General features: G+C 61.6%; 11 protein-coding genes. 6 read left to right on the top strand and 5 right to left on the bottom strand.

Features of this window, described 5'->3' with window-relative positions:
- Window positions 1–13 precede the first annotated feature (13 nt).
- Window positions 14–520, bottom strand: coding sequence for a DUF1360 domain-containing protein (locus LZC95_04870; protein WXA96169.1), 507 nt, complete (start codon window positions 518–520; stop codon window positions 14–16).
- Window positions 521–890: 370 nt separating this feature from the next.
- Here LZC95_04870 and LZC95_04865 point away from each other — a divergent pair, with 370 nt between their 5' ends.
- Genes LZC95_04865 through LZC95_04855 form a run of 3 tightly spaced genes read left to right on the top strand, consistent with a single transcriptional unit; the run spans window position 891 to window position 2,535 of the window.
- Complete coding sequence (locus LZC95_04865) at window positions 891–1,154, top strand: hypothetical protein (GenBank protein ID WXA96168.1); 264 nt, start codon at window positions 891–893, stop codon at window positions 1,152–1,154.
- A gap of 59 nt (window positions 1,155–1,213) precedes the next feature.
- Window positions 1,214–1,411, top strand: coding sequence for a hypothetical protein (locus LZC95_04860; protein ID WXA96167.1), 198 nt, complete (start codon window positions 1,214–1,216; stop codon window positions 1,409–1,411).
- A 56-nt stretch (window positions 1,412–1,467) separates the two neighbouring features.
- Window positions 1,468–2,535: a HAMP domain-containing histidine kinase gene (locus LZC95_04855; GenBank protein WXA96166.1), complete on the top strand. Its 1,068-nt coding sequence runs from the start codon at window positions 1,468–1,470 to the stop codon at window positions 2,533–2,535.
- Window positions 2,536–2,607: 72 nt separating this feature from the next.
- Here the strand turns inward: LZC95_04855 and LZC95_04850 are convergent, their stop codons facing one another.
- The 4 genes from LZC95_04850 to LZC95_04835 form a co-directional block, all read right to left on the bottom strand.
- Entirely contained in the window at window positions 2,608–2,940 is a 333-nt protein-coding gene (locus tag LZC95_04850) for a hypothetical protein (protein WXA96165.1), read from the bottom strand.
- Between the two features lie 298 nt (window positions 2,941–3,238).
- Window positions 3,239–4,846: an MYXO-CTERM sorting domain-containing protein gene (locus LZC95_04845; protein WXA96164.1), complete on the bottom strand. Its 1,608-nt coding sequence runs from the start codon at window positions 4,844–4,846 to the stop codon at window positions 3,239–3,241.
- A 93-nt stretch (window positions 4,847–4,939) separates the two neighbouring features.
- Window positions 4,940–5,758, bottom strand: coding sequence for a phosphatase PAP2 family protein (locus tag LZC95_04840; GenBank protein WXA96163.1), 819 nt, complete (start codon window positions 5,756–5,758; stop codon window positions 4,940–4,942).
- 69 nt (window positions 5,759–5,827) lie between these two features.
- On the bottom strand, window positions 5,828–7,003 hold the full coding sequence (locus LZC95_04835; GenBank protein ID WXA96162.1) for a sensor histidine kinase: 1,176 nt from the start codon (window positions 7,001–7,003) through the stop codon (window positions 5,828–5,830).
- Between the two features lie 677 nt (window positions 7,004–7,680).
- Between LZC95_04835 and LZC95_04830 the strand changes: the two genes are divergently transcribed.
- The 3 genes from LZC95_04830 to LZC95_04820 all read left to right on the top strand — a co-directional run bounded on the left by LZC95_04830 (window position 7,681) and on the right by LZC95_04820 (window position 13,692).
- Window positions 7,681–8,148: a hypothetical protein gene (locus tag LZC95_04830; protein ID WXA96161.1), complete on the top strand. Its 468-nt coding sequence runs from the start codon at window positions 7,681–7,683 to the stop codon at window positions 8,146–8,148.
- A 162-nt stretch (window positions 8,149–8,310) separates the two neighbouring features.
- Window positions 8,311–12,591: an ATP-binding protein gene (locus tag LZC95_04825; GenBank protein ID WXA96160.1), complete on the top strand. Its 4,281-nt coding sequence runs from the start codon at window positions 8,311–8,313 to the stop codon at window positions 12,589–12,591.
- Window positions 12,592–12,795: 204 nt separating this feature from the next.
- Window positions 12,796–13,692, top strand: coding sequence for a DUF6268 family outer membrane beta-barrel protein (locus LZC95_04820; GenBank protein ID WXA96159.1), 897 nt, complete (start codon window positions 12,796–12,798; stop codon window positions 13,690–13,692).
- Window positions 13,693–13,785 lie beyond the last annotated feature (93 nt).

Below are 13,785 nucleotides of genomic sequence, written 5' to 3'. Positions count from 1 at the left end.
TTGGAAGGCCCGATCAATGTTGCCGTACGCGTGCATAAATGTGATGTAGAAAATCCGAGACGGCAACCGCTCCGAACATCCCCATGGCCCATCGCGCCGGGCGGGGAAACCAAATCAACCCAACGCTCAGCACCGAGGCAGTCCAGGGGCCCATGCAAAATGGGCATGTTACGAGGCTGCCGACTGCGCGTCGGAGCCCCGCGCCCCTCGGCTTCTCTTTGATATCACCGGAGCGCTGGCTCTTCGTCCGGCGCGTGAAGGGAGCGCGCAGCGGAATGGTTACGCGCTCACGGCTCACGACACGTGTCAGCCAATGCGTGGCGAGCCCGATGAGGAGCATGTCCCTCGTTTCCATTCGGATCGGGAGCTTTCGCTTTCGAACCGTGAGACCGAGCACGGTGACAAAGCCTCCGAGAAACGCGACACTGAGTCCCACGTACGCCGTGATGGGCAGCTCCTCTTCGGTGTCTCCCTTGTACGACTCGATCACTTGATGGGCTCGATCTGCCATGTTGGACATGCGCTGCGTCGAAGCAAGAACGTATCCTCGGCCGTCGGGTGCAAAGGGCGAATTCTACCGCACAATTTGCGCGCAAATTGTGCGGTATTTCTTCCGATATCGTCACAATGAACGCCGCTCCTGCGACAGACGTGGCAAGTCTCCACTCGACGATTCCATTCGAGGCAACCCCAGGTTTCGGATCCTGCGTCCAGATGCCGGCGGTCGAAGCCCAGGCACGTCCATGGCTTGCTTTCTGCTCTCCTATCCAAGACAAGCCATCGCACGGAAAGGAGGGCCATCATGACGCAGCGTCGAACGAGATCGATCCCAGCCGTCAAACTGGGCCTGCGGTACTTCGTCGTATCCACCAAGCGGAGAGCATAGACCCATGGACTCGAGGCTCGACGTTCCCGTTTATCTCGAATGCCAGGAAGACGGCACCGTTTCCGCGTCGTGCCCGTCCCTGAGTTGTCATTGCAATGCACCATCGCGCGCCGACGCGCTCACCATGATCGATCAGCTCGTACGAACCGCGACCTTCCGAGCAGCAGCGCATCCTGCGGCACCCGCGGGTGAGACGTACGAAATCGTATTTCTCGCGATATCTTCTGCGAACATCCACGCCACCAAAGCGCGCCGAGCGAAAGGATGACGTAGGCTCGACGCTTGCTTCGATCACGATTCATGAGCGCAACGGAACGAGGCGAGGGAATGACCACACATTCGCAACATTCGCAAAAATCGGATCCGAAGGAAGATTCGGCCAAACGAGAGATCCTGAAGAAGCCAGGCAAGGACGACGTGCACGAGCAACGCGAGCCCGAGCAAGAACGAGAAGGCACGACGCGCGCGCCAGGGCAAAGTGCGCTCGAGCCCAAGGCGTCGCCAAACCTTCCAAAGAGGGAATAGCGGATCCACCCGTGGCGCCCCGATGCGCTATTCGCGTGGGCCGCATGGGGTGCGAAATGATGGATCTGCATGATTTTTTGAAGAGCGAACGCGACACACTCGTAGGACGCGCAGTGGGGAAGGTGCGCGAGCGATGGCCGGAGCAGGCGGATGAAATTCTCGCCTATCATCTTCGTCGATTCATCGAAGATGTCGTCGCGGCCATCGAGCAGCCAGCCGGTCCTGCCCCATCGCCTACGTCGCTGGATATCGTAAAGCCCGTGGCCGCGGAGCTCGGCAAAGAGACGCGACGGCGAGGCGCTTCGATCCAAGCGCTCGTGGCAAGCTTTGGAGCGGTCTCCGATCAGCTGGGAGAACTGGCTGGTTCGCGTGGTTTGTCTTTCTCCGCTGCGGAATATCGCGTTTTCAATCAGTCCGTGGATAGTGCGATTGCCACCGCGCTCGAAACCTATTTTCGCGACGAGCAATCTCGCGGGCTGGATCCGAAAACGAAGCAAATCGGTCAGCTCGCGCACGAGTTGAGAAACTCGCTATCGACGGCGCGCATGGCGCTGGCGATTCTGAAAGAAGGACGCCTGGGCGCGGAGAGTCGGACGGGAGACATCATCAACCGTAGCCATGCGCGCATGCAGGCACTCATCGAGAAAGTCCTTACCGCCAGCCGCCTCGAAGCCGGTGTCGAGGCACAACGCGAGCCGACCTCGATAACCGAGCTGCTGCGCAACGTGGTCGGTGACGCCGTGCTCGAGCGGGACATCACCATCGCTCTCGAATGCGAGCGCGAGGTCAAAGTAGAAGGTGACCCGCTCCTTCTCACGTCTGCGGTCAGCAACCTCGTGCAGAATGCCATCAAGTACAGCCACGAGAACGGCAAAGTCATCGTCCGGGCGCGGGTCGCGAACGGCGAAGCCATCATCGAAGTGGAGGACGAATGCGGTGGGCTTCCAGCGCACCAACGCGAAGCGCTCTTTGCCCCCTTCGTTCGCGGTCGAAAAGACAAGGAAGGCGTCGGCCTCGGTCTTTCAATCGTAAACGAAGCGGTCCGACTTCATGGCGGCAAGCTCGAAGTGCGCGATCTTCCCGGCAAAGGCTGCATCTTCTGCATCCGCTTGCCCGCCGCGTAGCATCTGCCCGCGATCAGACGCGGAGTCGTTGCGTGTCTTCATGCTCGACCTCCTCGTCGTTCGAGAGTGCCCTCAGGCTTGCCTTCCAAGCCTGCCTGATGGCGATTCCAAATTCTCTGGGATCTCACTGACCTTGGCCGCCGCCACGAACACGGATCGCGAGTCTGGAATGCCTTCGGCAATGGAGGCGCGCAGTTTTACGAATCGCTCGATGATGGCGGCGAGCCTTCCCTCGATGATTTCGGACACCGGGGCGTTCTCGAGTTCCATCGACTCCGCCTCCAAGTCCTGCCATTCCACGATCTCTTCGAGCCCTGCAAGATGAAGTCGGCTATGCACTTCGTGTCGAAGGGCGTGCATCTCCGAGAGTCGCTCCTGGAGGTGGGATGGCATCGAGGTTCGCATGCTGAGGCTCCTTTCAAACAATGGCTATGCGTAAACTGGGCCATGCCCTCCTTGCCTAGAGAACGCGTTTCTCGCTGTGGCACTTTTGCCGCGTTCTCCCGGCCAATGCAGTTTGGCCTCACCGGCAAAATTCAAAGGAAGAGGACCCCCAGGACGCCAAAAGAGAGGCGCCAGGATCGCCAGGTGAACCAACAATAAGCTCTCGTTTTTTGCGGTTATTGTTGGTTCAGTTGGCGATCCTGGCGGCCTTTGGCGTTCTTGGCGGTTCCTTCTTCATATTCGAGAATGGCTCGCCACTTCACGGATAGAACTCGACCGCGAGATTGATCCGGTATTGCGGGTACATGAAAGGGACACCTGAGAGTTGGGGGACCGGGACGGCCACGCCCAGTGGATTGAGAATGATGTAGAACAACCGCGATGCCTTCCACTCGATTCCCAGTGGATAGAGCTGGGCGAAGATGCCGGTGGACGCACGCGGTGCCCCGTACAAATCGAACAGCAGGGTCGAGGTCCCGGCGCTCAACGTCGTACGCAAATTGATGTTCTCGTAGGCAAGCGGAAACCGCAGCATTCCCGACAAATAGGCATTGAAGGTGCCCATCCGGAACGTGGAGCCGGTCGCCGAGATGAACGGATTCCACTCCGCGTCGAGCCCGAGAACCCACATTTTGCTGACCCGTAGGCGCGCGCCAACGTTGCCGGCCACCGCGGTTTTGTCGAACGATCCGGCGACACCTAAGCTCACCCCCAGTGCGACGTTGGGCGACTCTCGTGGAGGCAATGGCTCGGCAGGCGGGATCGCTTTGGGCGTGGGCTCGGCGCGCGCCGACGACGTCGTGAGCGCCCATGCAAGCGCGAACGCCGCACCGAATGCCGCGCCTCCTCGGCGGCGGCGACGGCGCACCGTCAAGGCGAGTGCGATGAGCCCCGCCATGGCCACGAATGTGCCCATCCCCCCGTCCGACGAACTTCGACATCCGCACCCCACGTCGGTTGCGTACCGTTTCTCCGGCGCGTCGCACCAGTTGTTCTCGAAGGTGCACCCCGCCGAATACCCGAGATACCGCTCGAGGAGCCCGCGAACGGTCTCCAGCTTCTGATCGCGCGTTTTGCTCGGATCCAGCGTGGCGTCGAGGATGGCGCTCGACGCTTCGACGGCAAGGTCACGACGCCTTTGGCGAAGGTCGTCGAGATCATCGCATTTGTCCAGCTCCGACGAATGCGGCGGGCCATCGTGGGCTTCATCGTGGCTGCGCGCGACCGCGTCCAGCCAATCGAGGGTAACCGTAATCCGCATTTGATCGGCGGTGCGGTACGTATGCGTGAAGCTATCCTGCACCGCGTGAATGGCCTGCCCCATACGCACGTAATAAGTCGGGAGTTGCGCATCGATCTGGCCGCGAATGGCAAGGTGAACGGTGAGCGCCGTTCGCAGATTGGGATTCGGCACCCCTGCAGCGTCCAATCCATCGAGCGCCTCCGTCACGCGCTGCATGATGAATTCGTGGCAGTCTTCGACCGCCTGCAATGTACCGTTGGGCTCCTTGCGGTCCGGTCCGCGAAGACAATGCTCCTTTTGGTTCTCGGGCGTCCCATGAATGGGCGCGAGCGAGCTCAAATCGTTCGCCCCCTCCCCCTTGAGATCGTTGTCTCGCACCCCGAGCAAAAGTGCCACGGCGTTCAAATCCTTCATATCGTCGGCGGGCGTAAATTGCACGTCGTCGATCAGCGCTGTTTCGTCGCGGTTGGCCGGAAGGGGCGCAGCCTGCGAACGGACTTTGCGCACGTTGCGAAGGGCCTCGCTGGTGATCGACTCGTGACATCCGCTCGTGGCCACATTCGAAATCGTGTAGGCGTGGGCCGATGGCAAGAAGCTCAGGATCGTCGCGGTGACCGTGGTCATCGTTGCAAGAACGCGACGACATCGCGCGCGAGGTGCGTGGGAATCCATGAGCGTGCTCGCGGCGCAATGCTCATGCCGGAGCCATGGGAGGACTCACGGCAAGGCGGCGCCAACCATGAGCCCACCGCCATCGGCTTGGGCGAAAGGAAGGATTTGCACGCCCGACTCGTGGATGGCCGGCAGCAGAATGCCTATTCCCGTACCGATCGCCGCACCGGCGATGACATCCGAGGGGAAATGCGCCCCCGAAGCCACGCGGGCGACGCCGACGACGCCGGAGCCTGCAAGGCCCACGCTGAACACCGCCCAGCCCAAGGCTGGCTTGCCGAGTCGCTGGAACGTGCGCAGGGCGGCGACCGACGTTGCCACGGTGTCCGCGACGTGCCCGCTGAAAAAGGAGCGCGCAGCATTCGCATCCGTACGCTCATCGAGCGGCGCGTCATCGTTGTAAACACGGGGCCGAGGTCTCGCCACGGCATAGCTCAGGGAAACCTGCAGCGCGCTGGTAACCAACATCGCTTCCGCCACGACGAGGTCGTCGCGCAAGCCATTCGCGAGCCCTTCATCGACCACGATGACGACGAGGGGACCGATCAGCGTGGCTGCCGTGGCGATATCCCCCACGACGGACCACGTTGGATCGTAGAGCCCCGCGGCCGCCCGGTCGAAGCCGTTGATCCGCGAACGATCGCAGTTCGGCGCGCACGCGACACCCCGCGCCTCGGGCAAGAAAAAGAAGCTCGACGCGATCGCCCCGGCCACGAGAACGATGGGCAAATCGAGCTCGAGATGGACCTTGTACGCGGGCCCACGTGCGGTTGGTTCCGCGGCTGCGGTCGAGGTGACCGACAAGGAGAAGAGCTGCACCGTGAGCGCGAGCGGAGCCCAGCGAGACCAGCCAAGGTAGCTCATGACCCCATGAAGCCTCGATTCACGACGACGCGCAACCCCGCGTCGTGTCGTAAGACGGATACGTAGTCGTTATTTCGACCTTTCAATGAAAAAGGACCGGCTCGGGCGAGCCATTTCAACCAGGGGAATGACGAATTTGAAGACCGTGCCGCCACCCGGCGCAGAACCGACATCGATGGCACCGCCATGGGCTTCCACGATTCCTCTAGCGATCGCGAGCCCAAGGCCAACGCCCTGCCTTGCATCGTTCGATCCTTGCCAGAACGGCCGAAAAATCCGATCGCGGAACTCCGCAGAGATGCCAGGCCCCGTATCGCGCACGCAAAAGATGGCGTGCGTGGTGGACAGCTCCAGCTCCACGTCGACGCGACCACCCTCCGGGGTGAACTTGATGGCATTGGAAATCAGATTTCCAAGTGCTTGCTCGATGCGATCGGCATCGCACTCGATCGAGACGTCCTGCGACGGGACGGCGCACGACATCGTGATCCGCTTTCGATCGGCGAGTCGCCGGAGTTGTTCCAGGACTCCTTTCACGAGCGCTCGGGCGTCGACGCGATCCCGCTGGATCGACAAGTGTCCCCGTTCGAGCTTCGACATGGCCAGTAGATCCTCGATCAATCGCTGCATCTGTTGGACGCTTCGCTCGAGCGCGACCCCTACCCCGAGCCCATCGATCGGGCTGCCTTCCTGTAAGAGCAGCGCATACCCCGCAATGACGTGGAGCGGATTTCGCAGATCGTGTGCCACGATGGCCATGATTTCCTCGCTGCTGCGAACGATGGCACGTTCCAACTCGCTGGCGGTAACCGCCATCCACTCGTCGATGGTCGCGTGCAGGAGCTCCACGCCATCGAGGCCGAGCACGATGAAGTTTTCATCGCAGAGCGCGTGAACGGCGCGGCGCAAATGCGAAAGCTCCCGGAGGGCCTCGGTGACCGTATATTGCGCATTCAAGCGATGCCGCGTATGGGACCTGGCCACATCCGAAGCGCGATCGCCTTCGCTCGCGTGCTCGACCTCTTGGCTTGGGTTTCGCGCAAACTTCGCAATGAGCAGGTCGACCAGTATTGGAACATCATCTTCGAGGGCTGGACGGGAGAGCTTATTGGCGGCCGGGATCTCGGGGTCGTTCACGACCCGTTGCACCCATCGTTCGATCAGCAGATTTCGATTCTTATGAAGAAACCCTGCAAAGTGGCCTCGAGCCGACCGCTCCGCAGAAATGCGTTCGTGTTTGCTCATGGTTCCCCTTTGGCGCTTTTAGATTCTAGCTGGCGCGGCATCAAACGCCTGCCGATCTCATGCCGGGGTAAGACCTAGGACGATTTCATCCAATGCCTTGTACGATGACGCGCGAAGAGGACGCTTTGGCGACGCGTCGTACCCGGCGCTTGTAGCAACTTGCCGCGAAGGCGAGCTTTGTCACAAATGTAAAGAACGAGGGGCCACAGGGCGTTGCGCAAATAGTGCGCTTCGCAAATCCGCGCTTAAGTCGCAAAGAACGTCTGAAAAACATCCCTTTTCGATTCATCGCGAACGGCGGGGCATTGCGGTTGCAATTCGGGGCTCCGAGCGGGCCGCACATGCGCGCCCCATCGGAGAGGAGCGAAGTCATGAAAGGCTTTTTTCGAGCCGCGGCAGCGGTGTGCACTTTCGGTGTAACGGCGAGTTCGTACGCACAGACTGCAACGCCAGCAGCTCCACAGGCCCCCCAGGCCCCTACCACCCCGCAGGCGCAGCAGGCGCCACAAACGTCGCAAACTCCGCAGACGCCCCAAACCCCTCAGGCTCCCCAAACACCTCAAACTCCTCAGGCGCCTCAGACTCCTCAGACCCCTCAAACGCCGCAAGCTTCACAAACGCCATCGACCACCACGGTCACGTCCGCACCGGTCGTCGTATCGCAATCGGGAAGTACCGTGCAGCGTGACACTTCCGCCGATACGTATCGGCCCAATCGCAAACTCCTTATCGGCGGCGTGCTCACCCTCGGCGTGGCGTACGCACCAGCGGCCGTCGTAGGCAGCACCAGCGATCACCATGGTGATCGCAGCCTCCTCATACCGTTGGCAGGCCCCTGGATCGACCTGGCCGACCGTGGTCCTTGCGGAGGCTCGGGCCAACAATCGTGCGGCGACGATACGGGCAACCGTGTGCTCATCGCGGTGGACGGCGTCTTCCAAGCCATCGGTGCGCTGCAGATCTTGGGCGCCTTCATCTGGCCCGAGACGCGTCGGGTCGAAGTCATCGAGGGCAAGGGTTACCTTGCGCCCGTCGCCCAGAAGCGTTCGGTGCCCGTGGCCCAGCAGCAGAAGCTACAATGGCAAGTGGCACCAGCCCGCCTTGGCCGCAGCGGATACGGGATGTCACTGGTCGGCACGTTCTAGTCTGGTCGCGCGGAAATCAGGCAGCGGGAGCGTAGGAGGCCCGATGGCATAAGCTCAGCCAATTTTCCTCGAGAAGCGCTTCTTCTGGCCTTGGCGCGAGCGATGTGTAGAGAATCCAGACATGGCGGTCCGCATCGGGTGGTTGAGCTTCGGTGAGCGAGCATGACGCAGGAAGGGCAATCCGCCGAATCCTCGAACGGCTCTCCGTTACCGCCCGAAGCATCGTCGCTCTTCGCACACGGCGGCGAAACGGGCGCTCTGCTGAGCGCGATCGATTGGACCTCCACCCCGCTCGGCGCGGTGTCGGGCTGGTCGCAGGCATTGCGCACCATGGTGGGACTTCTGGTGCGCAACCGGTTCCCACTCCTACTCTGGTGGGGCCCGAAGTTCATCCAGATTTACAACGACGCCTACAAGCCTATCCCCGGAGCGAAACATCCGCGCGCACTCGCGCAGCCTGCTGCGGAGTGCTGGGTCGAAATATGGGACATCATCGGGCCGATGATCGAGGCGCCATTCCGGGGCGAGCCCGCCACGACGAGCGATGATCTCTGCCTATTTTTCAATCGAAAGGGATTCGTCGAAGAAGCGCATTACAAAGTAGCCTATAGCCCCGTTCCCGATGAATCGGTGCCTTCCGGCATTGGCGGAGTGCTTGCCACGGTCGCCGAGATCACGGAGGAGGTCTACGCGCGCCGCCAGCTGGCCACTTTGCGCGATTTGGCGACGCAATCGTCATTCGCCAAGACCGCGGAGGAAGCGTGCGAAATGGCCGCGCGCACGATGGAGGCGAACGACAAGGATATCCCGTGCGCGTTCTTCTACCTGCTGCAACCCGATGGCAAGACAGCCAAGTTGGTGAGCTCGGCGGGATCCACCTTCGCACTCGACGAAGAAGCCCACGGCTGGCCGCTGGGACGCGTTCTGCGCGAACGGAGCGGCGCCGTGGTGGATCTTGGCTCGTTCGAGCTACCGTGCGGGGCCTGGGAGCAGGCGCCGCGGCAAGCCGTCATTCTGCCGCTCACCGCACCCGATCAGCCTCGATCCTACGGCGCCCTGGTGATGGCCGCGAGCCCGCATCGAGAGCTGAACGAGCAGTATCAGACCTTTTTCAAGCTGGCCGCCGAGCACGTGACATCCGCGATTCGGAATGCGCGGGCCTACCAGCACGAGCGCGAACGGGCGGAGAAGCTCGCGGAGATCGACCGCGCCAAAACGCGCTTCTTCAGCAACATCAGCCACGAGTTTCGTACCCCGCTGACGCTCATGTTCGCGCCCATCGAAGACATGCGCACCGATCAGAGGCACCAGACGGAGGAAGGGCGTGAGCGCATCGATCTTCTTCACCGGAACGCGCTCCGCCTCTTGAAGTTGGTCAATACGCTTTTGGATTTCTCGCGCATCGAAGCGGGCCGTATCGAAGCTTCTTACGAGCCAACGGATCTCTCCGCGCTGACCGTCGAACTCGCGAGCAACTTTCGTTCGGCACTGGAACGGGCCGGCTTGGAGCTGGGCATCGATTGTCCACCGTTGCCCGAGGCGATCTACGTCGACCACGGCATGTGGGAAAAGATCGTCCTGAATCTGCTTTCGAACGCCTTCAAGTTTACGTTCGCCGGCACCATTCGGGTGCAGGTGCGCGCGGTCTCCGGTGCCGCCGAACTCGAGGTGAGCGACACCGGCATTGGCATCGCCGAGGACGAATTGCCGCGCCTCTTCGAACGCTTTCACCGGATCGAAGGGGCCCGTTCGCGCAGCTACGAGGGCTCGGGCATCGGGCTTGCGCTCGTGCAAGAACTCGTGCAGCTGCACGGCGGCCAAATCGAAGTGCGGAGCCAGCTGGGCAAGGGAACGACGTTTTGCATTCGTCTTCCGTTCGGCGCGGCGCATTTGCCCAAAGATCGCCTTCGCGCCGCCCGCACGCTCCAATCCACGGCGGTTACCGCGGGCGCATACGTCGAGGAGGCGCTGCGCTGGGTATCGAGCCCCAGCGCGGAGCCTTCCGCATTCACGACAGGCCGAGAGAGACCGGCGACGGACGGACCGCTGGAACGCATCCTCGTGGCGGACGACAACACCGATATGCGCGATTACCTCGTACGGCTTCTCCGCGAACGCTGGGATGTCGTCTCCGTGGGCGATGGGCAAGCCGCGCTGGAGGCCATCCGACAGAATCCTCCCGACCTCGTGCTGTCGGACGTGATGATGCCGGGCCTCGATGGTTTTGCGCTCCTTCGCGCTCTGCGCAACGATGTTTCGACGCGCGCTCTTCCGGTGGTTCTTCTGTCCGCCCGTGCCGGCGAGGAGGCGACTTCCGAAGGGCTCAAGGCCGGTGCCGACGATTACCTCATCAAACCGTTCACGGCGCGAGAGCTCTTCGCACGAATCACCACACGGCTTGCCGCGGTTCGAGCGGCCCGTGCGTCGAAGGAGCAACGCACGAATCTCTATCGAGCTTTCATGCAAGCGCCTTTTCCCGTGGCCATTTTCCATGGCCCCAATCATGTGGTGGAGCTCGCGAACGAAGCATGTTTGAACATCTGGGGCAAGACGACGGACATTCTCGGACTGCCGTTCGTGGAGGGCCTCCCCGAAATCAGCAACCAGCCATTCCCCAGTCTCTTGGACGGCGTTTACCGAACAGGGATTGCTTACCATGGCCAAGCCGAGGTGGCGTGGTTGCCAACCGGACCGGGCGGACAACTTCGGGATGTCTATTTCACCTACGTCTATGCCCCACTTCTCGATGCGCGCGGCAGCGTCGAGGGCATCATGGTGTGCGCTTTCAACGTGACCGAACAGGTCTATGCTCGACAGCAGGCGGAAGCCTTGAGCGCGGAACTTCAGACCAGCGCCGAAGCACTGCATCAAACCGAGAAGCAGTTCCACACGCTCGCCGATACCATGCCGCTGCTTGCTTGGTACGCCGACCCCGACGGGCGTATTCCCTGGTACAACCGGCGTTGGTTCGAATACACGGGAATGAAGGCCGAAGAACCCGAACGCTGGTCCTGGGAATCCGTTCACGAGCCGCAGGATTTGCCGCGTGTCGTTGCCAAATGGAAGGCCGCACTCGAGAGCGGGGAGCCCTGGGAGGACGAATTTCGCTTACGGCGGCACGATGGGCAATATCGATGGTTCCTTTCGCGCGCCATTCCCCTGCGCGACGCGCGCGGGCGTATCGTTCGGTGGTTTGGTACCAACGTCGATGTCGACGACCAGAAGCAACTTCGAGAACAAGCGGAAATCGCCAATCGATTGAAGGACGAGTTTCTGGCGACCATGAGCCACGAGCTTCGCACGCCCCTCAACGCCATCCTTGGATGGTCCGGCCTTCTACTCGGCGGCGAGCAGGATGCGACGACACTCGAGCGAGCGCTGATGACGATCGAGCGCAATGCCAAGACGCAAGCCCGCCTCATCGAAGACATTCTGGATGTCTCGCGCATCATCAGCGGCAAGATGCGGCTCGACATGCGACGGGTGGACGTCAAAGCCATCGTGGACGCCGCGCGCGACGTCGTGCAACCCGCGGCCGAAGCAAAGGGCGTCACCTTGAAGGTGGAGGTGAAGGCCGAGCGGAACGTGGCGCTGTTGGGTGATGCCGATCGCCTTCAGCAAGTCCTATGGAACCTTCTCATCAATGCCGTGAAGTTCACCCCTTCGGGTGGCAAGGTGTCGCTGCGTGTCGAGCGCGTAGCCAACGCGATGCGATTCGTGGTGCACGATACGGGCGCAGGTATTCCGGCGGCGCATCTTCCGTTCATCTTCGAGCGATTCCGCCAAGTCGATAGCTCGATGGCTCGCAAATACGGCGGATTGGGACTGGGGCTCGCCATCACTCGTCATATCGCCGAACTTCACGGCGGGTCCGTATCGGTCGAAAGCCAGGGCGAAGGCAATGGTTCGACGTTCATCGTCTCCCTTCCCATCCGTGCGATCTACGAAGCCGAGTTGGAAGCTCGCGCGGCGATCCCCACGGCGAGTTCGGCTCGCTCCTCCTCTCCGCCCGAACGAAATTCGACGTTGCTGGTGGGCGTGGATGTTCTGGTGGTCGACGACGACGAGGATTCGAGGGTGATCGTTCAGCAGGCTCTCCGCCGGGCCGGTGCATCGGTCATCACGGCAGACTCGGCGCGTTCGGCGATGAACCTGCTCCTGGAACGTCGCGTCGATGTGGTGGTCAGCGACATTGGAATGCCCGAGGAAGACGGATTCGCATTCATCCAGCGCGTTCGCTCGCTACCGCCCAATCAGGGGGGAAATGTGCCCGCGATTGCATTGACGGCCTACGCCCGCAGCGAGGACGCCGCACGGGCGCTCCGCGTGGGCTACCAGCGCCATCTCGCCAAGCCCGCCGAGGTCGATGCACTCGTGAGGATGGTGGCCACCCTCGTCAATCCGCTCTCACCGAGTACCAATGGCCGACACGACGTGAAATGAAGTTCGGGGATCGCGGTTCTTCTCGTCCCATGCGGACGTGATCACCTCGCCGGTAGCGTCTTGCTTTTTTGCGCCCGGGGCTTGCGGCAATGCCGGTTGTCTTGCGGTCACGCATGACCCATCTTTTGCCCTGAACGCTGGGCACGTCGACGATGTGCTCATGCCCGGGCACTTCACCCGCCAATACTTACGGACTTATCATCCATGCGAAGAACCACGTTCGCGGCGCTCGCAGTGTGCGCCGTAGTTTGTGAAACCAATGCGGCCAGCGCCCAAGCCACCGGCCCGACCGCCTCCGTCAGCTACGAGCGCTCGACAATCGGGCTCGAAAAACCGCAATCGCGCGATACCAAGGATTCGATTGGCATTCAGACATTGCGTTTTCGCGCGGCCTATCCAATCCCACTTGGAGAGCGAACGATACTCGTTCCCGGACTCTCGTACGATCTTCTCCACTTTCCGGAGACGACGAGCAAGGGTTTGCCCACCGATACGTTGCACGCGCCGATGGTGAACGTGAGCCTCATCCAGCTACTCGGCAGTCGTGTGATGATCGGCGGGGAGATCCGATCCGGTCTCAGCTCGGATTTCCAAGAGCGCATTTCGAGCGACGATCTCGCGCTCACCGTCGCGGCCATGGGCACGTACAAATTCGCCGACAACTTCTCGCTCGGCGCTTATCTTGGCTACAACCGCCAGTCACGTACGTTCTTCCCCGCCGTTGCGCTGAATTGGGACATCCGTGAGCGCTTTCGCATTCGTGGCTGGATACCCGCGTCGACCCACGTGGAGTTCCGCGCCACGCCCTGGCTGACGGTGGGCATTCGCGAGGCATTGGATTTCGACGTCTTTCACCTGAGCGGCCGCAAATACGGTGAAGGCGGCACGCAGTTTTCCTATATGACGATCAACGTCGGCCCGCAGGCCACCGTGAGCTTCTCCGACACGACGCACCTCGATATCTTTGCGTCGGCCAGCGTGATGCGCCGTTACGAATGGATGGTCGATGGGGACTCCAAGCGAGACGGTTACCTGCCATCGGTGATCACCTTCGGGGCTCGTCTCTGGTTCGGATCCGCCGGCTGGCGCGGCGAGCCTTGAGCGTCTCGTAGTACCTCGCTTTTGGCGGGTTCGGTCCGCGCCGGGGGGCGGATGCGCGGCGCACATCCAGCGTCGCGGTGCATGGTGAAATCG

Source organism: Sorangiineae bacterium MSr12523 (genome assembly GCA_037157775.1).
In the GTDB taxonomy this organism is placed as follows: Bacteria; Myxococcota_A; Polyangia; order Polyangiales; family Polyangiaceae; genus Pendulispora; species Pendulispora brunnea.
Note: the sequence above shows the minus strand (reverse complement) of the source record. Positions and strands in the feature narration are given on the sequence as shown.

What these genes read in the sequence shown, in the direction of transcription:
- LZC95_04850 (WXA96165.1), bottom strand. Translation starts at nt 2,940, where the DNA reads ATGCGAACCTCGATGCCATCCCACCTCCAGGAGCGACTCTCGGAGATG.
- LZC95_04855 (WXA96166.1), top strand. Translation starts at nt 1,468, where the DNA reads ATGATGGATCTGCATGATTTTTTGAAGAGCGAACGCGACACACTCGTA.
- LZC95_04860 (WXA96167.1), top strand. Translation starts at nt 1,214, where the DNA reads ATGACCACACATTCGCAACATTCGCAAAAATCGGATCCGAAGGAAGAT.
- LZC95_04835 (WXA96162.1), bottom strand. Translation starts at nt 7,003, where the DNA reads ATGAGCAAACACGAACGCATTTCTGCGGAGCGGTCGGCTCGAGGCCAC.
- LZC95_04820 (WXA96159.1), top strand. Translation starts at nt 12,796, where the DNA reads ATGCGAAGAACCACGTTCGCGGCGCTCGCAGTGTGCGCCGTAGTTTGT.
- LZC95_04825 (WXA96160.1), top strand. Translation starts at nt 8,311, where the DNA reads ATGACGCAGGAAGGGCAATCCGCCGAATCCTCGAACGGCTCTCCGTTA.
- LZC95_04840 (WXA96163.1), bottom strand. Translation starts at nt 5,758, where the DNA reads ATGAGCTACCTTGGCTGGTCTCGCTGGGCTCCGCTCGCGCTCACGGTG.
- LZC95_04870 (WXA96169.1), bottom strand. Translation starts at nt 520, where the DNA reads ATGTCCAACATGGCAGATCGAGCCCATCAAGTGATCGAGTCGTACAAG.
- LZC95_04865 (WXA96168.1), top strand. Translation starts at nt 891, where the DNA reads ATGGACTCGAGGCTCGACGTTCCCGTTTATCTCGAATGCCAGGAAGAC.
- LZC95_04845 (WXA96164.1), bottom strand. Translation starts at nt 4,846, where the DNA reads ATGACCACGGTCACCGCGACGATCCTGAGCTTCTTGCCATCGGCCCAC.